We start from the raw sequence: 21852 nt of genomic DNA, 5'->3' as shown, positions 1-21852 counted from the left end.
TCAGGCAATAAAACGTTGATGTTCAGATACGGCGCGTGCCACCCAGACACGGGCCTGGCCCAGGTAATGGGCAGGGTCGAGCAGGCGATCGAGTTCTTCGCCAGACAGTTCGGCACTGACCTGCGGTTCGTCGCCCAGCACCGCGCGCAAGTGACGCCGCTCGGCCACGGCGCGCTGGCAGCACTGCTCCAGCAGGTGATGGGCGCGGTCGCGGCCCACCCGCTGGGCGAGGACGATGCTCACCGCCTCGGCCAATACCAGCCCCTGGGTCAGGTCGAGGTTGGCGCGCATGCGCGCGGCATCCACTTCCATGCCCTCGGCAATCACCTGGGCCTGGCGCAAGGCACCGGATACCAGGCAGCAGATATCCGGCAGGGTTTCCCATTCGGCATGCCACAGGCCAAGGCTGCGCTCGTGCTCCTGGGGCATGGCGGCAAACAGCGTCGAGACCAGGCCCGGGACACGCGTCGCCGCGCCGATCAGTACAGCCGCACCCACCGGGTTGCGCTTGTGCGGCATGGTCGAGGAGCCGCCCTTGCCTGGCGCGGAAGGCTCGAACAGCTCCCCCGCCTCGGTTTGCATCAGCAAGCTGACATCGCGGCCAAACTTGCCTAGGCTGCCGGCGACCAGGCCCAGCACCGAGGCGAACTCCACCAGGCGGTCGCGCTGGGTGTGCCAGGGTTGCTCGGGCAAGCTCAGCTTGAGCTGAGCGGCCAAGGCTTCGGCCACCGGCATTGCCTTGCTGCCGAGGGCTGCCAGGCTACCCGAGGCCCCACCGAACTGCAGCACCAGCAGGCGTGGGCGCAGTTCCTGCAGGCGTTGCCGGTGGCGGGTCAAGGCGCCCAGCACACCCGCCAGTTTCATGCCCAGGGTCACCGGGGTGGCGTGCTGCAGCCAGGTGCGCCCCACCAGCGGCGTATCGGCATGCTGCAAGGCCTGGCGGGACAGGGTATCGGCCAGCCTGGCAAGGTCGGCCTCGATCAGGTCGAGGGCTGCCCGCAGTTGCAGGACCAGGCCGGTATCCATGGCATCCTGGCTGGTGGCACCGAGGTGCACGTAGCGCTCGGCCTCGGGCACGCCACTGGCAATCACCTTGCCCAACGCCTTCACCAGCGGGATTGCCGAGTTGCCCGCAGTGGCAATCGCGTCGGCCAGCGCACGGACGTCGTAGCGCTCGGCGCGACAGGCCGCCTCGATAGCCGCGACGGCGCTGTGCGGGACCAGCCCGGCTGCAGCTTCGGCACGGGCCAGCGCCGCTTCGAAATCGAGCATGCCTTGCAGCCGGCCGCGGTCGGAAAATATCTCGCGCATGGCCGGCGCGGTGAAGTAGGCGTCGAACAGTTGGTTGGTCATGCCACGTCCTTAAATCTCGTGGTGCAGGTATGCCGCCTGCTTCGGCAGGCGCAGGCTGAACAGGAAGGCTATCGCCATCATCGCCGTCACGTACCAGTAGAAAGTGTTTTCCATGCCCAGGGTCTTCAAGCCCAGGGCCACGTATTCGGCCGAACCGCCGAACGCCGCGTTGGCCACCGCATAGGCCAGGCCCACACCCAACGCGCGCACCTGCGGTGGAAACATCTCGGCCTTCACCAGGCCGCTGATCGAGGTGTAGAAACTGACAATGCACAGCGCCAGGGTAATCAGCACGAAGGCCATGAACGGGCTGGTCACGGTTTTCAACGCCATCAGCAACGGCACCGTGAACAGTGTCCCCAGGGCGCCGAACAGCAGCATCGAATTGCGTCGGCCGATGCGGTCGGAGAGCATGCCGAAGAACGGCTGCAGCACCATGAACAGGAACAACGCACCGGTCATCACGTAGCTGGCGTTTTTCGCCGTCATACCGGCGGTGTTGACCAGGTATTTCTGCATGTAGGTGGTGAAGGTGTAAAAGATCAGCGAACCACCGGCGGTATAGCCGAGCACGGTGACAAAGGCCGCCGCATGGTTGCGGAACAGGCCCTTGATGGTGCCGGCCTCCTCGCTCTGGCGGATTTCGGCACTGCTGGTCTCGTGCAGCGAGCGGCGCAACATCAGCGAGATCAGCGCGGCGATGGCGCCGACCACGAACGGTATGCGCCAGCCCCAGGCCCGCAGCTCATCTTCAGTGAGCAGTTGCTGCAGGATCACCACCACCAGCACCGCCAGCAACTGGCCGCCGATCAGGGTGACGTACTGGAACGAAGCGAAGAAGCCGCGCTGGCCGCGCAGGGCCACTTCGCTCATGTAGGTGGCGGTAGTGCCGTACTCACCGCCTACCGACAGGCCCTGGATCAGGCGGGCCAGCAACAGCAATGCCGGGGCCCAGGTGCCGATGCTGGCATAGGTTGGCAGGCAGGCGATCATCAGCGAGCCGAAGCACATCATCAGCACCGAGATCATCAGGGAATTCTTGCGACCATGACGGTCAGCGAGGCGGCCGAATATCCAGCCACCAATGGGGCGCATCAGAAAGCCTGCGGCAAACACACCCGCCGTGTTCAGCAACTGCACCGTGGGGTCGTCGGAAGGAAAGAAAGCCGGGGCGAAGTAGATGGCGCAGAAGGCATAGACATAGAAGTCGAACCATTCCACCAGGTTGCCTGAGGAGGCACCAACGATAGCGAAAATGCGTTTACTGCGTTCTTCGCCGGTGTAATAGGCTGAAGTCATGGTGAGTTTACTCCTGGAGGGTCGCAGGTAATTCTAGACATACCTGGTAACACGCTCGTTCCGCCTTGGCCTTGTGTCTGAGGTATCGGCCACTTCGCTGACACGCCCGCCCCACAACAGGAGGCGTGGTTCCCTCTGTGGAAACGGGCGTGCCGGCGAAGTGACCGGTACAGGTCAAACCCGCTCGATGGCCAACGCCAAACCCTGCCCGACGCCCACGCACATGGTCGCCAGGCCTTTACGCCCACCGCTCTTCTCCAAATGGTGCAGCGCCGTCAGCACCAGGCGCGCACCGCTCATGCCCAGCGGGTGGCCCAAGGCGATCGCGCCGCCGTTGGGGTTCACCTGCGGCGCATCGTCGGCCACGCCCAGTTCACGCAGCACTGCCAGGCCTTGGCTGGCAAAGGCTTCGTTAAGCTCGATCACATCGAAATCCTGCACTGCCACACCCAGGCGCTCGGTCAGCTTGCGCACCGCCGGCACCGGGCCGATGCCCATTACCCGCGGCGCTACCCCGGCGCTGGCCATGCCCAGTACCCGGGCACGAGGGGTCAGACCGTGCTGGCGGACCGCCTCGGCCGATGCCAGGATCAGCGCCGCAGCGCCATCATTCACACCCGAAGCGTTGCCAGCAGTGACGGTCTTGTCCGGGCCGTTGACCGGCTTGAGCCTGGTCAGGGCTTCCAGAGTCGTCTCCGGGCGCAGGTGTTCATCGTGCTCGACAACAGTTTCGCCCTTCTTGTGGGCGATACGCACCGGCACGATCTCTTCGGCAAAGAAACCGGCGGCCTGGGCAGCGGCAGCCTTCTGCTGGCTGCGCAGGGCGAAGGCGTCCTGGTCGGCGCGCGAGACCTGGTAATCGTCAGCCACGTTGTCGGCGGTTTCCGGCATGGAATCCACGCCGTACTGGTGCTTCATCAGCGGGTTGATGAAACGCCAGCCAATGGTGGTGTCTTCGAGCTTCATGTTACGCGAGTAGCCGCTCTCGGCCTTGCCCATGACGAACGGGGCACGCGACATCGACTCGACGCCCCCGGCGATTGCAAGCTCCATTTCACCGCTGGCGATTGCGCGGAAGGCGGTGCCAATGGCATCCATGCCCGAGGCGCACAGGCGGTTCAGGGTGACGCCGGGGATGCTCTGTGGCAGGCCGGCCAGCAACAGTGCCATGCGCGCCACGTTGCGGTTGTCTTCACCGGCCTGGTTGGCGCAACCGAAAAACACCTCGTCCAGTTGCTCCCATTGCACGCTCGGGTTGCGCTCGATCAGCGCCTTCAGCGGCACGGCCGCCAGGTCATCGGCACGCACGCCAGCCAGTGCGCCGCCAAAGCGACCGATCGGGGTGCGGATGGCATCACAGATGAATACGTCGCGCATCAGGCTTCTCCTGCCGCCTGGCCATGGGCCGCGGCGGTACGGGCTTCGAGGTCGCGCAGTGCGGACAGCTCGACTTCGGTGGGTTCGGCAGTGGTTTGCACATCGTCGGCAAAACGGATCGCCCAACCAGTGGCAGCGATGATCTGCTCACGGGTCACGCCTGGGTGGATGGCGGTGACGACGAATTCGTTGGTGCCGGCTTCCGGCTGCATGATGCACAGGTCGGTGATGATGCCGACCGGGCCGTCGCCTGGCAGGCCAAGGCGCTTGCGCGAGTCGCCGCCTTCACCGTGGCCGACCGAGGTGATGAAATCCAGCTTGTCGACGAAGGCACGCGGCGACTGCTTGAGGATGATCAGCACCTGCTTGGCCGAACCGGCGATCTCCGGTGCGCCGCCGGCACCCGGCAGGCGGGTTTTCGGGGCGTGGTAGTCACCGACTACGGTGGTATTGATGTTGCCGAAGCGGTCGACCTGCGCGGCACCAAGGAAACCGACATCGATGCGGCCACCTTGCAGCCAGTAGCGGAAGATCTCGCCGGTCGGTACCACGGTATCGGCGGTCTCGGCCAGCTCGCCATCGCCGATCGACAGCGGCAGCACGCTTGGCTTGGCGCCGATCGGGCCGGATTCGTAGATCAATACCACGTCAGGCGACGAGGTCAGGCGCGCCAGGTTGGCGGCCTTGGACGGCAAGCCGATGCCGACGAAGCACACAGCACCATTGCGCAGGCGCCGGGCTGCGGCGACGGTCATCATTTCGGAAGTGGAGTAGCTCATTGTGCGGCCTCCGCAGTGCTGGCCAGCCTGGCCTTGAATTCGTTGAAGTCGGCAGTGCCGCGGATGCAGGTGTCGATCCAGGCGGTGAACGATTCGCGGCTACGGGCAATCGGGTCCCACGCCTGGTAGAAACGGTTGTCACGTTCGTAGTAGCCGTGAGCGTAGGACGGGTGCGCACCACCCGGCACCAGGCACACTGCGCTCAGGGCCCAGGTCGGTAGCACGCAGGCATTCATCGGTGACTGCAGGTCGTCGACGATTTCCTCGACAGTGACAATGCAACGCTTGGCGGCCAGGGCAGCCTCCTTCTGCACACCGAGAATCCCCCACAGCAGCACGTTGCCCTTGCGGTCAGCTTTCTGCGCGTGGATCACGGTCACGTCCGGGCGCACCGACGGTACCGCAGCCAGCACTTCACCGGTGAACGGGCAGGTAACACTCTTGATCAGCGGGTTGACCTTCGGCAGATCGGAACCGGCGTAGGCACGCAGCACCGCGAAGGGCAGGCCGGAGGCACCAGCAACGTAGGCGTTGGCCAGGTCGGCGTGGCTGTGTTCTTCAATCTCGATAGCGTGAGGCCATTGCTTTTCGACGGCATCACGCAGGCGGTGCAGCGAACCGACCCCCGGGTTGCCGCCCCAGGAGAAAATCAGCTTGCTGGCGCAACCAGCGCCGATCAGCTGGTCATAGATCAGGTCGGGGGTCATGCGCACCAGGGTCAGGTCGCGCTTGCCCTGGCGGATGATTTCGTGGCCAGCGGCGGTCGGGATCAGGTGGGTGAAACCTTCCAGGGCGACGGTATCGCCATCCTGGATGAACTGCTTCACGGCGTCGTGAAGCGAGAGAATTGCGGCCATTTGGAGACTCCTGGTCAGGATGCTTCGGTAAGCTCAGATTAAGGAGGCTCGCGGGGGGCTGACAATCCGATAATCGACTATTTGTGCGATTATCGAACCAATTATTGCGTCCCTACCTATCCCCTTTCGCGCCTGGACCGGCCCTGTCCGGCGAGCCCATCTCCACAGGTCGGCATCGGCCTCACGTCATATGCACGCCTGTGGGAGTGGGCTTGCCGGCGATGAGGCCGACACATCAGGTCGCGTCAGCGTGGCTCACCAGCCCTTTCACGATCACACCCACAGCCGCCAGCCCTGCCGGTACCAGCAGCGCCGTAAGCACCTGTTCGAAACTCCAGCCCAGGCCCAGCAGCGTCGCACCACTCCAGGCCCCGAGAATCGCCCCGAAACGGCCGATACCCAGCATCCACGATACCCCCGTGGCCCTGCCCTGCGTCGGGTAAAAGCGCGCCGCCAGCGACGGCATGGCCGACTGCGCCCCGTTCACGCACATACCGGCAACCAGCACCAGGGTGGCCAATAGCGTGATATTGCCCAGGCTCTGCCCCACAGCGTAGGCAAACACCCCAGCCAGCAGGTAGAAAATGCCGATCACCTTATGCGGGTTGAAGCGGTCCATGGCCCAGCCCACACCGACCGCGCTCAACACGCCACCAAACTGGAACAGTGCGCCGATGAAGGCTGCCTGCTCCATGCTCGCGCCGCTGTCGCGCATCAGCGTCGGCAACCAGCTGGTCAGCAGATACACGATGACCAGGCCCATGAAGTAGGTCAGCCACAACAGCACGGTGCCCAGGCCATAAGTGCCGGAGAAGATCACCGCAAACACATTGCGTGCGGCCACGGCCTTTTGTTCCGGTACGCTGAAACTGCCTGCCTCGGCCACCACCTGCGGGGCGATGGGCGACAAGGTCTTGCGCACCTTGTCGGTGCCGCGATTGCGCACCACCAGGAACCGCGCCGACTCCGGCAGCCAGGCCATGAGCACCAGCGCCAGCAACAACGGCAGTACGCCACCGACCACCAGCAGGCTGTGCCAACCGTAGGCTGGGATCATCTTGGCGGAAATGAAGCCACCACCAGCCATGCCGAGGTTGAAGCCGCAGAACATGCTGGTCACCAGTAGCGACTTGAGGCGCTCGGGCGTGTATTCGGAAAGCAGCGTGGTGGCGTTGGGCATGCCCGCACCAAGGCCCAGGCCGGTCAGGAAACGCAGTACCAGCAACTGGTCGACGTCAGTGGCGTAGGCCGAAGCCAGGCTGAAGCCGCCAAACACCAGCACCGCCCCGACCAGCACCCCCTTGCGACCAAACCGATCGGCCAGCGGGCCGGAGCCCAGGGCACCGAACACCATGCCGATCAATGCGGCACTCATGACCGGGCCCAGGCTGGCACGGTCGATCCCCCATTCCTGCGACAAGGCCGGAGCGATGAAGCCCATGGCCGCAGTGTCCAGGCCATCGAGGAAGACGATCAGGAAACACAGCAGCACCACCCGCCATTGATAGCGGGACAGCGGCTGCTGGTTGATGAACGACTGGACGTCGAGGCTTTTGCCGACGTTGGGTTGCGCTTGGTTCATTATTGTTATCCAGAATGAGGGCATAGCCATACCACTGCGCGCGGTCAACCGGCACAGAAGGCAATCATTGCGAGAAAGCGGCTTGCGTCAGCCTGGATACAACGGGACTGCGCGCGGGTGCGGCCGCGCCAGCGAAGGGACAGTATTCATGCTAAATGCCTCTTGTATTTTTCTTGTTCGGTCAGCACAGCCGACCGCTGCGAGAGACATTAATCAGCGGGCGGGGGTGAAGCAATTCGCCGCGAACGACACTGTGCGTTTATCGCACAGGAAAGGCTTTTGCCTGTTCTAAATTTGAAGGGGACCGCTTTGCGTCCCCCGGCGGGCTCAACCAAACAGCTGATGGCAAAGGTCCCGGCTGGCAGCCAGCAGAATCGGCAGGAAGCGCTGCTCCAGCTCGCTGCGCGTCACCCGCCCCACATGCGTGCTCACGTTCAACGCCGCCAGCACCTGCCCCGAAGCGTCATACACCGGTACCGCTATCGAGCGCAGTCCCTGCTCCAACTCCTGATCGACCACGCACCAGCCCTGGGCGCGTACTTGCTGGATACACGCGAACAGCGACTCGGGGTCGTGCAAGGTACGGCTGGTGCGGGCCTTCAGGTCTGCGCGCTCGAGGTACTCGCGCAGGCTGGTGTCGTCCATCGCTGCCAGCAGGATGCGCCCCATCGACGTGCAATAGGCCGGCAGGCGCCCACCCACCGACAGATCGACCGAAATCAGCCGCTCCACCGTGGCTGAGCGGGCTATATAGAGAATATCGTCGCCTTCGAGGGTGGCCATGTTGGCCGCCTCGTGCAACTGATCGCTGATGCGGTCCAGGTAAGGCTGGGCGGAAATCGCCAGCGGCGTCGATGACAGGTACGCATGCCCCAACGTCAACACTTTGGGCAACAGCGAATAGGTACGCCCGTCGGTGGTGGCATAACCCAGCTTGATCAGCGTATGCAGGCAACGGCGCACAGCGGCCCGGGGAATTTCGGTGCGGTGGCTGATCTGCGCGATGGTCAGGTGGCGCTTGCGCTCCTGGAAGGCCTGGATCACCGCCAGGCCACGTGCCAGGGAGGTCATGAAGTCCGGGTCGCCGGTGAAGGCCTGGATGCGTTTGGCCGGGGAAGCCACGATCGGCGGAGCCAGGGCTGTCGAGACAGATCGCGCCTGCTCTGGAGTGGCCGACTCTGGATTGACGGAATCGTTGGCCAGGGTTTCGTCGCTCATTGAATACCTCAAAAAAATCGCCCACTCGTGCGATTATCGAACAAACGGCCGATAATCGCAATTGACCGCTGACACTTTTGCTTATACCTTTCTCAACGCCACTTGTGGCTTCTTTGGAGAGACTGGTCAGGTACCCACCGTAGAAGTCCCAGGCAACGGCCTCGCCTTTCAGGCGAGGCCGTTTTTCATTCCACAACCCGCCATCAGCACGTTACTGCCCAGTGACGAACTTTCATCCACCCTGCCTTTCAAACTTGTACGAACGGCGCAGGCAGTTGACGGATGCGTTCCTTACTTATTGTCAGATATGTCATGGTTGGGTAAATAACGATGTCCGGCGAAATGTCGGTTGCTATAATCGATTGCGCAGGCCGCGGTGCTGCCGTGGTTGTGAACCTTCTGCTGTATCACGCTGGCGTGGTCAGCACGCATACGCACACTGCACTGCGCATGACAAACAGCCATAAACTTAATTCAGGTACTGCATGTGACGAAAGATGAACTGCGCGCAGAACTCGAGCGCCAGGCTGAACGTTACAAGGAAGTCTACGGTGGTGAAGTCACTACTTACGCCGCACAACCGGACCCGGAACGCAAACCCTGGCGCAAGCGTGCCAGCGTGCGTGACCAGGCCTTCAGCCAGGAGCTGGAACGTATGGAAAAGGAACTGCGTAGCGACAACCCCTGAGCCAGGCACAACTACAGCACATCGTCGCCCGGCCGGCGCGAGCATGCTCGATCTTTACCGCCAGGCCGATTAGTGAAATGGAATTACACAAATTTCATACGAGCGTTTGAATGAGCGCGAAACGGCTTTTTCTTTGGTTTTTTGCCAGCATTCGCCATGTTTTACGTGTTTTTGCCGACTTTTCCCTGGCCTCCTGGCCCGCTGCGCACATTCGGTTCACCGCCGGAAGATTGCCGTCGGTCTGTAGCAGATGCATCGATTGCCGAGGTTTTCTGGCATAATCCCGCCCCCCTATGACCGCCAGACAACCTTCATGATCGAATTATTCAGCGGACTGGATGCCTGGGTACTGGTGAGCCTGCTGCTCGCCCTGACCTTCGTACTCGCCTTCGAGTTCATCAATGGCTTTCATGACACCGCCAACGCGGTAGCTACCGTCATCTATACCAAAGCCATGCCGCCGCACCTCGCCGTGTTCTTCTCCGGCGTGTTCAACTTCCTTGGCGTTCTGCTCGGTGGTGTCGGGGTGGCCTATGCCATCGTGCACCTGCTGCCGGTAGAGCTGCTGATCAACGTGAACACCGGACACGGCCTGGCCATGGTTTTCTCGCTGCTGGCTGCGGCCATCACCTGGAACCTGGGCACCTGGTACTTCGGCATCCCGGCCTCCAGCTCGCACACACTGATCGGCTCCATTCTTGGCGTCGGTCTGGCCAACGCCCTGATCAACGACATCCCGCTAGGCGACGGCGTCAACTGGCAAAAGGCGATCGACATCGCCATGTCGCTGGTGGTCTCGCCGATGGCCGGCTTCGCCGTCGCAGCCCTGGTGCTGATCGGCCTGAAATGGTGGCGCCCGCTGTCGAAGATGCACAAGACCCCCGAGCAGCGCCGCAAGCTCGACGACAAGAAGCACCCGCCGTTCTGGAACCGCCTGGTACTGGTGGTTTCGGCCATGGGCGTGAGCTTCGTGCACGGTTCCAACGATGGCCAGAAAGGCATCGGCCTGATCATGCTGGTATTGATCGGCATCGTCCCGGCCAAGTTCGTCCTCGACCTGAACAGCACTACCTACCAGATCGAGCGTACCCGCGACGCCACCCTGCACATGAGCCAGTTCTACCAGCGCAATGCCGCTACCCTGGGCGAATTCCTGGCGCTGGGCAAGGCCAATGCCAGCGACCTGCCGGAGCAGTTCAGCTGCAACCCGCAGCAGACCGAGCCGACCATCGCCGCACTGCAGTCCTCGCTGCAGGGCGTGACCGACTACCACAGCCTGGATGCCGAAAAACGCGTTGAAGTGCGCCGCTACCTGCTGTGCCTGGACGACACGGCGAAAAAGGTCGGCAAGCTGCCGGGCCTGGAAGCCCGTGAAAAGGCCGACCTGGAAAAGCTGCGCAAGGACCTGACCGCCACTACCGAATACGCGCCATTCTGGGTGATCGTGGCAGTCGCCCTGGCACTGGGCCTGGGCACCATGGTTGGCTGGAAGCGCGTGGTGCTGACCGTTGGCGAGAAGATCGGCAAACAGGGCATGACCTATGCCCAGGGCATGTCGGCGCAGATTACCGCGGCCTGCGCCATCGGCATGGCCAACGTGTTCGCGCTGCCGGTATCGACCACCCACGTGCTGTCGTCCGGTGTGGCCGGCACCATGGTTGCCAACAAGAGCGGCCTGCAAGGCGGCACCGTGAAGACCATCCTGCTGGCCTGGGTACTGACCCTGCCGGCGTCGATGGGCCTGGCGGCTGGCCTGTTCTGGCTGGCGTCCAAAGCCATCGGCTGAATGATAGCGCAATAGAAGAAGGCGCCCTTGGGGGCGCCTTTTTCATGGGCCGGTTTCCTGCGCTGGCCAGCTACCTTTTCTTGCCACCCAGCAACGATCCCATCAGTCCCCGCACCAGCTGCCGCCCCAACTGGTTGGCCGCCTGGCGCACCGCCGACTTGATCGCCTGCCCCGCCGCACTCTGCAGGAACTCACCGGCCTTGTCGGCAAAACTTTCCTCATCCACCTGGGGCTGTGGCGCCGGCTCGACCGGTTCACCCTTGCGCCGGCTGAGCATTTCATAGGCCGATTCACGGTCCACCGGTTTGTCATAACGGCCTGCCAGCGGGGAAGCCGCAATCAGGGCGCTACGCTCGGCGGCACTCAGCGGCCCGATACGCGACTGCGGCGGCGCAATCAACACACGCTGCACCATCGCTGGTGTGCCCTTTTCTTCCAGCGTCCCTACCAACGCCTCGCCGATACCCAGCTCGGTCAGCACCGCCAAGGTGTCGAACGCCGGATTGGGGCGGAAGCCATCTGCCACCGCTCGCAGCGATTTCTGCTCCTTGGCGGTGAACGCCCGCAAGCCATGCTGGATGCGCAAGCCCAACTGAGCCAGCACCGCATCCGGCAAGTCCCCTGGCGACTGAGTGACAAAGTACACCCCGACCCCCTTGGAGCGGATCAGCCGCACCACCTGCTCCAGGCGATCCTGCAATGCCTTGGGCGTATCGTTGAACAGCAGGTGCGCTTCATCGAAGAACAGCGCCAATACAGGCTTGTCGGCATCGCCGCGCTCGGGCAACTGCTCGAACAGTTCCGCCAGCAACCACAACAGGAAGGTCGCATACACCTTGGGCGCCTCATGCACCAACTGGCTGGCATCCAGCAGGTGGATGCGCCCACGACCATCGGGGTCTGCTCGTAGCAGGTCTTCAAGCTGCAATGCCGGCTCACCGAACAGCGCCTCGGCCCCCTGCTGTTCCAGGGTAGCCAGCCTGCGCAACAAGGCCTGGGTGGAAGCCGCGGTCATCAGTGCACTGTCTTCACCCAGCAGTTGCGGGTTGTCCTTCAGGTGCGCCAGCAGCGCCTTGAGGTCCTTGAGGTCCAGCAGCAACAGGCCTTCACGGTCGGCCACCTTGAATGCGGCATACAGCGCCGCCTGCTGGCTGTCGGTCAGCTCCAGCAAGTTGCCCAGCAGCAGCGGCCCCATTTCACTGAGGGTGGTGCGGAGCGGGTGCCCAGATTGCCCAGCGATATCCCACAGGGTTACCGGGTAGGCCTGCGCTCGGTGCCCCAGCCAGGGCATACCGGCGATGCGCTCGGCCACTTTGCCCTGCGGCGCGCCGGCAACGCCCAGGCCGCACAGGTCACCTTTGACATCGGCGGCAAACACGGCCACCCCCGCGTCACTGAACGCCTCCGCCAGGTGCTGGAGAGTGACAGTCTTGCCTGTACCTGTAGCGCCTGCTACCAGGCCATGGCGGTTGGCCAGCCTCATCGCCTGCCCAACTGGTTGGCCATCTGGGCCAGCGCCTACAACGACAGTCGAAATTTCCGACATCTCTTTAATCCTCTTCTCAAGCTTTGCCTTAGTTCGGCCGATACCTGTGGGTGATATTCGCCTTAATAGAGAGGGACAACCGAAAAGGGACTTTTCGGGATCTTGCACGGCTGCGACGCCACGCGTGCAAACGCCTGATACAAAACCTTAGCGGAACCGATTACGCCATGAACAAAAGCCTTCGTTTCAGCCACAAGATCCTTTTGGCCGCATCATTGATCGTGATACTCGCCTTCAGCCTTTTCACGCTTTACAACGATTACCTCCAGCGTAATGCGATCCGCGCAGACCTGGAAAACTATCTGGCTGAAATGGGCGATTCCACTTCGACCAATATCCGCAACCTGTTCGACGGCCGTATCAAGCTGGTCGAAAACCTGGCACAGAACATAGCCCAGGAACCGGCCAGCTCCGACACCCTGCTGGGCCAGAATGCACTCATTTCCAGCTTCCTCACGGTCTATGCGGGCAAGGTCGATGGCGGCTTCAGCGTGCGCCCCGATACGAAGATGCCGGACGGGTACGACCCGCGCACCCGCCCCTGGTACAAGGATGGCCTGAATGCCACTGGCACCATCCTGACCGAGCCGTATATCGACATGGCCACCAACAAGATGGTCATCGGCATCATCAGCAAGATCGCCGGCAATGTCGGGGTGGTCGGTGGCGACCTGGCACTCGACGGCCTGGTACAGATCATCAACTCGCTGAACTTCGGCGGCATGGGCTACGCCTTCCTGGTCAACGACCAGGGCAAGATCCTGGTGCACCCGGACAAAGACCTGGTAATGAAGTCGCTGTCGGACCTGTTCCCGCAGCACACGCCGAAACTGACCGGTGAGCTGACCGAAGTGCAGAGCGATGGCCAGACCCGCCTGCTGACCTTCACCCCGATCACCGGCCTGCCGTCGGCCAACTGGTACATCGGCCTGTCGGTGGACAAGGACAAGGCCTTCTCGATGCTCAGCACCTTCCGTACCTCGGCGGTGATCGCCACGCTGGTGGCGGTGGTGATCATCATCGGCCTGCTCGGCCTGCTGATCCGCGTGCTGATGCAGCCGTTGCACACCATGACCCGCGCCATGGAGGACATCGCCGAAGGTGAAGGCGACCTGACCAAGCGCCTGCGTATCCACAATCACGATGAATTCGGCATCCTGGGCAGCGCCTTCAACCGTTTCGTCGAACGCATCCACAGCTCGATCCGCGAAGTGTCCTCGGCCACCGAGCAGGTCAACGAAGTGGCCCTGCGCGTGATCAGCGCCTCCAACTCGTCCATGACCAACTCCGACGAGCAGGCCAACCGCACCAACAGCGTGGCCGCGGCCATCAACGAACTGGGTGCCGCTGCCCAGGAAATTGCCGGCAACGCCGCCCAGGCTTCGCAGCACGCCAGCTCGGCGCGCCTGCTGGCCGAAGAAGGGCAGCAGGTGGTAGAGCGCAACATTGCGGCGATGAATCGCCTGTCCGACCTGATCGTCACCTCCAGCGCGCACATCGAGACGCTGAACAGCAAGACCGTCAACATCGGCCAGATCCTCGAAGTGATCACCAGCATTTCCCAGCAGACCAACCTGCTGGCCCTGAACGCGGCGATCGAAGCGGCCCGTGCCGGTGAGGCCGGACGAGGGTTTGCCGTGGTCGCCGATGAGGTGCGCAACCTGGCACACCGCACCCAGGAATCGGCGCAACAGGTGCAGACCATGATCGAAGAGCTGCAGGTCGGCGCCCGCGAGTCGGTCGAGACCATGGACCAGAGCCAACGCCACAGCCAGGACAGCATGCAGATCGCCAACCAGGCCGGCGAACGCCTGGACAGCGTTACCGTGCGCATCGGCGAAATCGACGGGATGAACCAGTCGGTGGCCACCGCCACCGAAGAGCAGACCGCCGTGGTCGAAGCGATCAACATGGATATCAACGAGATCAACATGCTCAACCAGGAGGGCGTGGAGAACCTGCAGGCCACCCTGCGCGCCTGTTCCGACCTGGAGCAGCAGGCCAGCCGCCTCAAGCATCTGGTGGGCAGCTTCCGTATCTGATCCAGGACGGTGTCGGTTTCTTCGCGCTACGCCCGCGAAGAAGCCGACAACGCTCTCCCGCCTTAACCCCCGCCCAACCCCGATCGAACAAACTATCCTTCTAAAAGGTCAACTTTAAGGCGCGTCATCGCCGGCCCTCTACCGCCGGATGACAGACCCGAAGACGATCCCGGAGGGATGCTGATCGTGCACATCGCCGACATCACCATGTTCTACGCCCCTGCCAGCGGCGGCGTACGTACCTATCTTGATGCCAAACACCACCGCCTCGACGCCATCCACGGCGTGCGCCACAGCCTGCTGATACCCGGCGCCAGCGCGCAACATGCCGATGGCATCTTCCAGGTGCCCGCACCGCCGCTGCCTTTCGGTAACGGCTACCGCTTCCCGGTACGCCTGGCCCCTTGGTGCAACGTATTGCGCAAGCTCAAGCCTGACCTGATCGAAGTCGGCGACCCCTACCTGACCGCCTGGGCTGCACTGGAAGCAAGGCGCCAGTTGAATGTGCCGGTGATCGGCTTCTACCATTCCGACCTGCCGCTGCTGGTCAGCAACCGCATGGGCAACTGGTTCACGCCCAATGTCGAAGCTTACGTCAGCAAGTTGTATGGCAATTTCGACCGCGTCCTGGCACCCAGCCAGGTCATGGCCGACAAACTGCGCCGCCTGGGAGTGCGGGACGTGCACGTGCAGCGCCTGGGCGTCGACCTGGACACCTTCCACCCCAGCCGGCGGGACCTGCAACTGCGTGCCGAACTGGGCATTGCCGACACCAGCCGCCTGCTGATCTATGCCGGCCGTGGCTCGCGGGAGAAGAACCTGCCGGTACTGCTCGACTGCATGCAGCACCTTGGCCGTCCCTACCACCTGTTGCTGGTGGGTTCGAACATGCCGGCCAATGTGCCGCAGAATGTCAGCGTCATCGACCACTTCTGCCCTGCCCCGGAAGTCGCCAGGCTGATGGCCAGCGCTGATCTACTGGTGCATGCCGGCGACCAGGAAACCTTCGGCCTGGTCATACTCGAAGCCATGGCCAGCGCCACGCCGGTGGTAGCCGTGCGCGCCGGTGCATTCGGCGAGATCGTCAACGAACACTGCGGGCGCCTGTGCCGGCCCAACGACGGCCAGGCGATGGCGAGCGCCGTGCGCGAGGTGTTCGAGGCCGGCGTGCGCAAACTGGGGGCCCAGGCCCGCCGCCATGTCGAACAGCATTATTCCTGGGACAACGTGGTTGCCGGCCTGCTGCAGCATTACCAGGCCGTGCTCGGCCACCAGCCGCAGGCACGCGCCCATGGTTGAGCCATTGCCGAGTGCGCGCAGCCTGATGCTGGTGTTGCACGATGTGGCCCCCGAGACCTGGCCGGACTACCAGCCCTTCGTCCAGGCGATCGACGGCATGGGCGGCGTCCCCATGACCTGGCTGGTGGTACCGGACTTTCACCAGCGCAACCCGCTGCTGGGCTCACCCGCCTTCTGCCGCCTGCTCGAACGGCGCCTGGCACAGGGCGATGAGTTGGCCTTGCACGGCTATTACCATGCCGATGACGGCCCGCCCCCGCGAACCCCCGGCGAGTACTTCATGCGGCGCATCTATACCCATGAAGGCGAGTTCTACGCCCTTGACCAGCAACAGGCCCTGCAGCGCCTGCAGCAGGGCCTGGCCTTGTTCGGCCAGCAGGGCTGGCCAGTGGCCGGGTTCGTCGCACCCGCCTGGCTGATGAGCGAAGGTACACGCCAGGCCTTGCGTCACCTGCCACTGCGCTACACCAGCACGCCGCAGCACCTGTATCGCTTGCCGGAGTTCACTGCGGTCGAGGCGCCAGGCCTGGTCTGGAGTGCCCGCAGCGCCTGGCGCCGCGGCCTGTCACGGTTGGTGTGCGACTGGCAATGTCGGCGTTGGCGCGAGGCCGAAACCCTGCGCCTGGGCCTGCACCCGGTGGACATGCGCCATCGCAGTTCCCGCGACTACTGGTTGAACACCTTGCGCAACCTCCTGGCACAGGGCCGCGAACCGCTGACCAAGTCGGCCTGGCTGGACCGCAAGGTCGGCGCATGAACCGCCTGGCATGGCTGGGCCTGGCCCTGCTCGGCGCGCTGCTGGTGCCGGCCTTGCTCGGTGGCAGCGGGCTGCTGCCGAGGTTGCAACGCTTCGACCCCAGCCTGCTGCTGACCCTGTTTGGCATGATCCTGCTGTGCTGGGTGATCAATACCCTTCGCTTGCGCCTGCTGCTCGGCCAACAAGGTGCAAGGCTCGGGCGCCTGCGCAGCCTGGGTGTGGTGATGGCTACCGAGTTCGCCATCTGCACCACTCCAGGCGGTAGCGGCGGCCCCTTGGCCCTGATGGCCCTGCTGGCCCGCGACCGCATCGGCCCGGCGCGCAGCGGCGCGGTGTTCGCCATGGACCAGTTGAACGACCTGGTGTTCTTTTTCTGCGCCATGCTGGCGATTGCCGGCTACGCCTTGTTCCACAGCCTGGGACGCAGCCAGCAAGGCATGCTGCTGGGCAGCGCGTTGCTCCTGTGCACGGCGCTGACCGCGGTACTCGGGCTGCTGCGCTACCGACGCACGGTAATGCGCCTGAATGGCCGCCTGTTGCGCCACCTGGGCATGAGCCCGCGGCGCAAACGCCGCTGGGCGCGCAAACTGCTGCACTTCATCGATGCACTGGCGCAAACCTGGCGCCTGCCGAAACGCACGCTGATCCTGGTTTTCACCCTGACCTGCGTGCACTGGGGGCTGCGCTACAGCGTGTTGTACCTGGTATTGCAGGGGTTGGGGGTGAACCTGGCGTGGATACCCAGCTTTCTGGTGCAGATGCTATCGCTAAGTGCCGGCCAGTTCAGCCTGCTGCCGGGCGGTGCCGGTGCCGCCGAGCTGACTTCGGCGAGCCTGCTGACACCATTGGTGGGCAGTTCGACCGCAGCAGCAGCGATCGTGATATGGCGGGCGGTTACCTACTATTTCTACCTGTTGGCGGGCGGCCCGGTATTCTTATGCCTGCTGGCGCGTCCGTTGCTGGAGCGCTGGCGACGGCGTCAGGCGGGTTGAGCAGCTGCCAGAGTTCGGCGGCACCGGGGAAATCGGTGCCGTCGGTATCGGCCAGGGCTTCGGGGTCGTAGCGGGCCAGGCAGCCTTCGCCGAGGGTGGGTGGGGATGCGGCGGTGGGTTGGTTGCGCTGCCTGGTCATGGGTCTTCCCCCTCAAGATTGCCGGGGGGCTGCAAAGCAGCCCCAGGACCTCACGGCAACCCAACTGTATCAGTCGAACACCACCGTCTTGTTGCCATGCACCAGCACGCGGTCTTCCAGGTGATAGCGCAGGCCACGGGCCAGCACCATCTTCTCCACATCACGGCCAAAGCGAACCATGTCATCGATGCTGTCGGCATGGCTGACGCGCACCACGTCCTGTTCGATGATCGGGCCGGCATCGAGCTCCTCGGTGACGTAGTGGCAGGTCGCGCCGATCAGCTTCACGCCGCGCAATGCGGCCTGGTGGTAAGGCTTGGCGCCGACGAACGACGGCAGGAAGCTGTGGTGGATGTTGATGACTTTCTCGGCATAGTCCTGGCACAGTTGCGGCGGCAGGATCTGCATGTAGCGAGCCAGCACGACCACATCGGCAGCGTGCTCCTGCACCAGACGCGACACTTCGGCGAATGCCGGTGCCTTGTCCCTGGGGTCGACCGGTACATGGAAGAACGGAATGCCATGCCACTCGACCATGCTGCGCAGGTCGTTGTGGTTGGAGATCACACAGGGGATCTCGCAGTCCAGCTCATCGGTGTGCCAGCGGTGCAGCAAGTCGGCCAGGCAGTGCGATTCGCGGCTGGCCATCAGCACCACGCGCTTTTTCTGCGCCGAGTCGGTGATGCGCCAGGTCATGGAGAATTCTTCGGCGATCGGCGCAAACGCCTCGCGGAAGGCTTCGATACCGAACGGCAGCGATTCGGCGCGAATTTCATGACGCATGAAGAACCAGCCACTCTGCTCATCGGAGTGATGGCTGGCTTCGTTGATCCAGCCATTGTACAAGGCCAGGAAATTACTGACTTTCGCCACGATGCCAACACGGTCGGGGCAGGCGATCACCAGACGATAGGTGCGCATGAATGAGACTCCAGAACTTCGCAAAGGCGTTCATTCTAGCGGCCCGCCAGAAAAAACGCAGTAATGATCGCAGCCGCCCGGGCTTGTGAGCCTGCCCCTGCGTGCCCGCGCAGCATCTGACAAACAGGACAAATGCAGGGGCTAATTGTAAATTTTTGTTCACCTGGAGAAATGTTGTCACAGCTTAATTAACAGTTAACGGCTCAATAATATATTTACTTGAGCGTATCGCCTGTCTATTATTGAGCCACACATTTCTGAACACGCATTAAGGAACACTCCATGTCCCTGATCAACGAGTACCGCGCCACCGAAGAGGCCATCAAGGAACTTCAAGCTCGCCTGGCCAATCTGTCGCAGGATGACAAGCTGAAGAAAGAACTGGAGTTCGAAGGCAAACTGCGCAACCTGATGGGCGAATACTCCAAGTCGCTGCGCGACGTGATTGCCCTGCTCGACCCCGACTCGAAACTGAGCAAGGCGCCTCGCGGCGCAGTCAAGACTACCGGCACCAAGCGTGCGCGCAAGGTCAAGCAATACAAAAACCCGCACAACAATGAAGTGATTGAAACCAAAGGCGGCAACCACAAGACGCTGAAAGAGTGGAAAGCCAAATGGGGTGGCGATGTGGTTGAAAGCTGGGCGACCCTGCTGGACTGATTGTCCGTATACGCCTGTTGCTTATCGCATCAAGAACGCCGGCACCTGCCGGCGTTTTTGTTTTCCTGCGTTTTCCCTGGCACTCAGCCAATTGCAAACCGGGCCTGCAACTGCCGGGCATGCTCACGCCAGGCCTCCAGCACACGCCGCCCGGCCTCGTCAGCGCTCACCCAGGCCTGCTGTCGCGCCTGTTCGAAGTCGCCCAAGGTATTCGGCGCGCCCCATTTCGGGTCGCTCAGGCGCTGCTGGCAAAAGCCGAACCAGCGTTGCCGCTCTTCACTGCTCAATGTGTCGGGGAAGTTGCGCGCGCGGTAGCGGAATAACAGTTCCGGCAAGCGCGGGTCGTCGAACATCCAGTGCCCACGGCCCAACTGCGCAGGCTCCAGCGCACGAACTTGCTCGCATAAGCGGCGGTCACGGTCGCCGAGAAATCCTTCATACAACCGTTGTTCCGGGTCATCGTTCGGGGCCAAGTCTTCCTGGCCGTAGATGTGTTCCAGTTTGTCTTGCCATTGCAACTGTTGCCTGGCCAGTTCTTCGCCGCGCAATTGCAACGAGGCCAAGTCCAGGCCCAACCGTTGTTGATCGGCCGGGCGCAGTACCGACAATGGCGCCAGTACCGGGCAGCGGTTGATCTGCACCAGCTTCAACGGCACGGGTAGTTCGCCCTCGGCCAGTTGTTCATGACGGGTATACAAGCGCTGGCGTAAAACTTCAGCACTTTCCCGTATTAAAGGTAGGGTTTCCTGATGCAAGTCGCAGACAACCAGTGCATTGCGATTACGCGGGTGCCATGCCAGTGGCAATACGACACCCAGGTAGTTGCGTGCCGCCGAAAAGCGCCCGGATATATGTACCAGTGGCTGCAGCAAACGGACCTGTTCCATGACTTTATGCTTGCTGCGCAACTGGAACAGCCAGTCATACAACTTCGGCTGTTTCTGCCGTATCAGCCGGGCCAGGGCGATGGTTGCCCGCACGTCGGAAAGCGCTTCATGGGCATGACCATGGTCGATGCCATTGGCCTTGCTCAGCAGTTCCAGGCGCAGGCTGACGCGCCCGTCCTGCTGCGGCCATTCGATACCATCAGGGCGCAGGGCGTACGCCGTGCGCACGATGTCGATAAGGTCCCAGCGGCTGTTGCCGCCCTGCCACTCACGGGCATAGGGGTCGAAGAAGTTGCGGTACAGGCTGTAGCGGGTCACTTCGTCGTCGAAGCGCAGGGTATTGTAGCCAGCGCCACAGGTGCCTGGTCGGGCCAGCTGCTCATGCACCCGGGTCATGAATTCGGCTTCGCACAGCCCTTGTTCAGCCAGTTGCTGCGGCGTGATGCCGGTCACCAGACAGGCGGCCGGGTGCGGCAGGATGTCGTCGGAGGGCCGGCAATAAAGGCTGATCGGCTCGTCGATTTCATTGAGGTCGAAGTCGGTGCGCACACCGGCCACCTGCAACGGCCGGTCGCAGCGGGGGTTGATGCCGGTAGTTTCGTAGTCGTGCCAGAAAATGCTGGAGGTCACGGGGTCGTCCTGTATCGAGGTCGACCGATTCTAGCGCAGCCTCAGACCGAAGCGTTGGCGGGAAGAAAACTGAAATAGTCGCGCAACGACCTGACGAACTCATCGTACTCGCGGGGCGTTTGCAGCAGCATGAAACCCGAATCGTAGTGCCCGGGCGTCTGGTCTTCGCGGCACCACAGGCAACTGGCAGTCAGGTTGACGAACTGAAGCCCGCCGCCGACCAACGGCAAGCGCAATTGCAATTCGTAGTCGGGCCCTACCAGCACAGGTAGTTGGCTGATCAGCATCAGCCCGTCTTCGGAGGCGTTACCCAGCTGGCCGATGACCTGGCCGGTAAAACGGTTGAACACCTTGAGAACACATGGCAGCTGATGACGTTCTATGTAGCGCTTGGTGAACATGATCGCAGTGCAGTCCGTACCCAGGGGCCAGGAATACGATGAACTGGCGGTTGTTGTAACAGCTGATTTACAGATTAGCGCAGTGCACGCAGCAAATCTCGTGAAATAAATCACACCTTGGTGTTAACGCCAAGGTGCGGTTTTCACCGGGCTGGCCACAGCCGCTTCACCGCGCAGATGGCCCAGTTTTTCCAGGGTCTGCAGGCGCGCCTGGGCGCGATAGGCATACTCGTTGCCCGGATACTGCTGGATCAGGTACTGGTAGGTCTGCGCAGCATCCACGTACAGCGCCTGGCGCTCCAGGCACTGGCCACGCAGCAGCGACACTTCGGGGTGGATGAACGGCCGCGCACGGCTGGTGCGGTCGACTTGCGACAACTCGAGCATGACCCGCTGGCAGTCGCCACGGTCGTAGGCGCGGTAGGCGTTGTTCAGGTGATGGTCCATCGACCAGCGGGTACAGCCGACGACGCTGGCAGCCAGGGCAAAAACGATCAGGGCGCGCATGGGGATCTCCTTTGATGGCCAGTATATCGGCCGCGGCCGGTTTTTCTTCAGCACCAGGAAAATCAGCGCCCGTTGCGCCCGCGCCTCAATCTGTAGCCTGCCGCTGCTAGCTTGCAGCTGCCCTACCCAGGA

The 21852-nt window shown here is 62.8% G+C and carries 19 protein-coding genes and 1 pseudogene; 8 read left to right on the top strand and 12 right to left on the bottom strand.

Annotated elements, in window-relative coordinates:
* From HU760_RS05695 to pcaR, 7 genes are all read right to left on the bottom strand, one after another.
* Positions 1–1353: a 3-carboxy-cis,cis-muconate cycloisomerase gene (locus tag HU760_RS05695; protein ID WP_186675075.1), complete on the bottom strand. Its 1353-nt coding sequence runs from the start codon at positions 1351–1353 to the stop codon at positions 1–3.
* 9 nt (positions 1354–1362) lie between these two features.
* Entirely contained in the window at positions 1363–2652 is a 1290-nt protein-coding gene (locus HU760_RS05690) for an MFS family transporter (protein WP_186675076.1), read from the bottom strand.
* 174 nt (positions 2653–2826) lie between these two features.
* On the bottom strand, positions 2827–4032 hold the full coding sequence (gene pcaF, locus HU760_RS05685) for a 3-oxoadipyl-CoA thiolase (RefSeq protein ID WP_186675338.1): 1206 nt from the start codon (positions 4030–4032) through the stop codon (positions 2827–2829).
* Positions 4029–4808 (bottom strand): CoA-transferase subunit beta, encoded by a 780-nt coding sequence (locus HU760_RS05680; RefSeq protein ID WP_186675077.1) that lies wholly within the window; start codon positions 4806–4808, stop codon positions 4029–4031. Before HU760_RS05680 ends, pcaF begins: the two co-directional genes overlap by 4 nt.
* On the bottom strand, positions 4805–5665 hold the full coding sequence (locus tag HU760_RS05675) for a CoA transferase subunit A (protein WP_186675078.1): 861 nt from the start codon (positions 5663–5665) through the stop codon (positions 4805–4807). Before HU760_RS05675 ends, HU760_RS05680 begins: the two co-directional genes overlap by 4 nt.
* Before the next feature lie 235 nt (positions 5666–5900).
* Complete coding sequence (gene pcaK, locus HU760_RS05670; RefSeq protein ID WP_186675079.1) at positions 5901–7247, bottom strand: 4-hydroxybenzoate transporter PcaK; 1347 nt, start codon at positions 7245–7247, stop codon at positions 5901–5903.
* Between the two features lie 327 nt (positions 7248–7574).
* Positions 7575–8465: a pca regulon transcriptional regulator PcaR gene (gene pcaR, locus HU760_RS05665; protein WP_225931900.1), complete on the bottom strand. Its 891-nt coding sequence runs from the start codon at positions 8463–8465 to the stop codon at positions 7575–7577.
* A gap of 487 nt (positions 8466–8952) precedes the next feature.
* Between pcaR and HU760_RS05660 the strand changes: the two genes are divergently transcribed.
* Together HU760_RS05660 and HU760_RS05655 are read left to right on the top strand one after the other, a co-directional pair.
* Positions 8953–9153, top strand: coding sequence for a hypothetical protein (locus tag HU760_RS05660; RefSeq protein WP_186675080.1), 201 nt, complete (start codon positions 8953–8955; stop codon positions 9151–9153).
* A gap of 313 nt (positions 9154–9466) precedes the next feature.
* On the top strand, positions 9467–10939 hold the full coding sequence (locus tag HU760_RS05655) for an inorganic phosphate transporter (RefSeq protein ID WP_170032247.1): 1473 nt from the start codon (positions 9467–9469) through the stop codon (positions 10937–10939).
* 70 nt (positions 10940–11009) lie between these two features.
* Here HU760_RS05655 and HU760_RS05650 read toward each other — a convergent pair whose 3' ends face one another.
* Positions 11010–12485 (bottom strand): helicase HerA-like domain-containing protein, encoded by a 1476-nt coding sequence (locus tag HU760_RS05650; RefSeq protein ID WP_186675081.1) that lies wholly within the window; start codon positions 12483–12485, stop codon positions 11010–11012.
* Positions 12486–12652: 167 nt separating this feature from the next.
* Here HU760_RS05650 and HU760_RS24665 point away from each other — a divergent pair.
* From HU760_RS24665 to gpgF, 5 genes and pseudogenes are all read left to right on the top strand, one after another.
* Positions 12653–13669 (top strand): annotated as a pseudogene (locus HU760_RS24665) (HAMP domain-containing protein); the annotation flags it as partial.
* A 93-nt stretch (positions 13670–13762) separates the two neighbouring features.
* Positions 13763–14527 carry a methyl-accepting chemotaxis protein gene (locus HU760_RS24660; protein WP_372241584.1) on the top strand — a complete coding sequence of 255 codons (765 nt, stop codon included), beginning with the start codon at positions 13763–13765 and terminating at the stop codon, positions 14525–14527.
* 177 nt (positions 14528–14704) lie between these two features.
* A complete protein-coding gene (gene gpgS / locus HU760_RS05640) occupies positions 14705–15826 on the top strand; it encodes an N-acetylglucosaminyl phosphatidylglycerol synthase (protein WP_186675083.1) in 1122 nt (373 codons plus the stop codon).
* Positions 15819–16583, top strand: a complete 765-nt coding sequence (gene gpgD / locus HU760_RS05635) for an N-acetylglucosaminyl phosphatidylglycerol deacetylase (protein ID WP_186675084.1) — start codon at positions 15819–15821, stop codon at positions 16581–16583. Before gpgS ends, gpgD begins: the two co-directional genes overlap by 8 nt.
* Positions 16580–17575, top strand: a complete 996-nt coding sequence (gpgF, locus tag HU760_RS05630) for a glucosaminyl phosphatidylglycerol flippase (RefSeq protein ID WP_186675085.1) — start codon at positions 16580–16582, stop codon at positions 17573–17575. Before gpgD ends, gpgF begins: the two co-directional genes overlap by 4 nt.
* 208 nt (positions 17576–17783) lie before the next feature.
* Here gpgF and purU read toward each other — a convergent pair whose 3' ends face one another.
* Positions 17784–18635, bottom strand: coding sequence for a formyltetrahydrofolate deformylase (purU, locus tag HU760_RS05625; protein ID WP_186675086.1), 852 nt, complete (start codon positions 18633–18635; stop codon positions 17784–17786).
* Between the two features lie 282 nt (positions 18636–18917).
* On the opposite strand from purU, the gene mvaT reads away from it, so the two are divergent.
* The gene (gene mvaT / locus HU760_RS05620) at positions 18918–19295 is read left to right on the top strand and encodes a histone-like nucleoid-structuring protein MvaT (protein ID WP_186675087.1); all 378 of its coding nucleotides are present in this window, start codon (positions 18918–18920) and stop codon (positions 19293–19295) included.
* A gap of 83 nt (positions 19296–19378) precedes the next feature.
* Here mvaT and sbcB read toward each other — a convergent pair whose 3' ends face one another.
* From sbcB to HU760_RS05605, 3 genes are all read right to left on the bottom strand, one after another.
* Complete coding sequence (gene sbcB / locus HU760_RS05615) at positions 19379–20812, bottom strand: exodeoxyribonuclease I (RefSeq protein ID WP_186675088.1); 1434 nt, start codon at positions 20810–20812, stop codon at positions 19379–19381.
* Between the two features lie 41 nt (positions 20813–20853).
* The gene (locus HU760_RS05610) at positions 20854–21213 is read right to left on the bottom strand and encodes a PilZ domain-containing protein (RefSeq protein ID WP_186675089.1); all 360 of its coding nucleotides are present in this window, start codon (positions 21211–21213) and stop codon (positions 20854–20856) included.
* Positions 21214–21336: 123 nt separating this feature from the next.
* Entirely contained in the window at positions 21337–21720 is a 384-nt protein-coding gene (locus tag HU760_RS05605; protein ID WP_186675090.1) for a tol-pal system YbgF family protein, read from the bottom strand.
* Positions 21721–21852: the final 132 nt, after the last annotated feature.

Origin of the sequence: Pseudomonas oryzicola, from assembly GCF_014269185.2 — a bacterium.
Classification (GTDB): domain Bacteria; phylum Pseudomonadota; class Gammaproteobacteria; order Pseudomonadales; family Pseudomonadaceae; genus Aquipseudomonas; species Aquipseudomonas oryzicola.
This window is presented reverse-complemented; position numbering and strand designations above follow the sequence as displayed.

Bases quoted from the DNA above. Each gene is read 5' to 3' on its own strand.
- HU760_RS05695 (WP_186675075.1), bottom strand. From the start codon at position 1,353: ATGACCAACCAACTGTTCGACGCCTACTTCACCGCGCCGGCCATGCGC.
- HU760_RS05605 (WP_186675090.1), bottom strand. From the start codon at position 21,720: ATGCGCGCCCTGATCGTTTTTGCCCTGGCTGCCAGCGTCGTCGGCTGT.
- gpgD (WP_186675084.1), top strand. From the start codon at position 15,819: ATGGTTGAGCCATTGCCGAGTGCGCGCAGCCTGATGCTGGTGTTGCAC.
- HU760_RS05650 (WP_186675081.1), bottom strand. From the start codon at position 12,485: ATGTCGGAAATTTCGACTGTCGTTGTAGGCGCTGGCCCAGATGGCCAA.
- HU760_RS05690 (WP_186675076.1), bottom strand. From the start codon at position 2,652: ATGACTTCAGCCTATTACACCGGCGAAGAACGCAGTAAACGCATTTTC.
- HU760_RS24660 (WP_372241584.1), top strand. From the start codon at position 13,763: ATGACCAACTCCGACGAGCAGGCCAACCGCACCAACAGCGTGGCCGCG.
- gpgS (WP_186675083.1), top strand. From the start codon at position 14,705: ATGCTGATCGTGCACATCGCCGACATCACCATGTTCTACGCCCCTGCC.
- mvaT (WP_186675087.1), top strand. From the start codon at position 18,918: ATGTCCCTGATCAACGAGTACCGCGCCACCGAAGAGGCCATCAAGGAA.
- HU760_RS05610 (WP_186675089.1), bottom strand. From the start codon at position 21,213: ATGTTCACCAAGCGCTACATAGAACGTCATCAGCTGCCATGTGTTCTC.
- HU760_RS05680 (WP_186675077.1), bottom strand. From the start codon at position 4,808: ATGAGCTACTCCACTTCCGAAATGATGACCGTCGCCGCAGCCCGGCGC.
- gpgF (WP_186675085.1), top strand. From the start codon at position 16,580: ATGAACCGCCTGGCATGGCTGGGCCTGGCCCTGCTCGGCGCGCTGCTG.
- pcaR (WP_225931900.1), bottom strand. From the start codon at position 8,465: ATGAGCGACGAAACCCTGGCCAACGATTCCGTCAATCCAGAGTCGGCC.
- purU (WP_186675086.1), bottom strand. From the start codon at position 18,635: ATGCGCACCTATCGTCTGGTGATCGCCTGCCCCGACCGTGTTGGCATC.
- HU760_RS05655 (WP_170032247.1), top strand. From the start codon at position 9,467: ATGATCGAATTATTCAGCGGACTGGATGCCTGGGTACTGGTGAGCCTG.
- pcaK (WP_186675079.1), bottom strand. From the start codon at position 7,247: ATGAACCAAGCGCAACCCAACGTCGGCAAAAGCCTCGACGTCCAGTCG.
- HU760_RS05675 (WP_186675078.1), bottom strand. From the start codon at position 5,665: ATGGCCGCAATTCTCTCGCTTCACGACGCCGTGAAGCAGTTCATCCAG.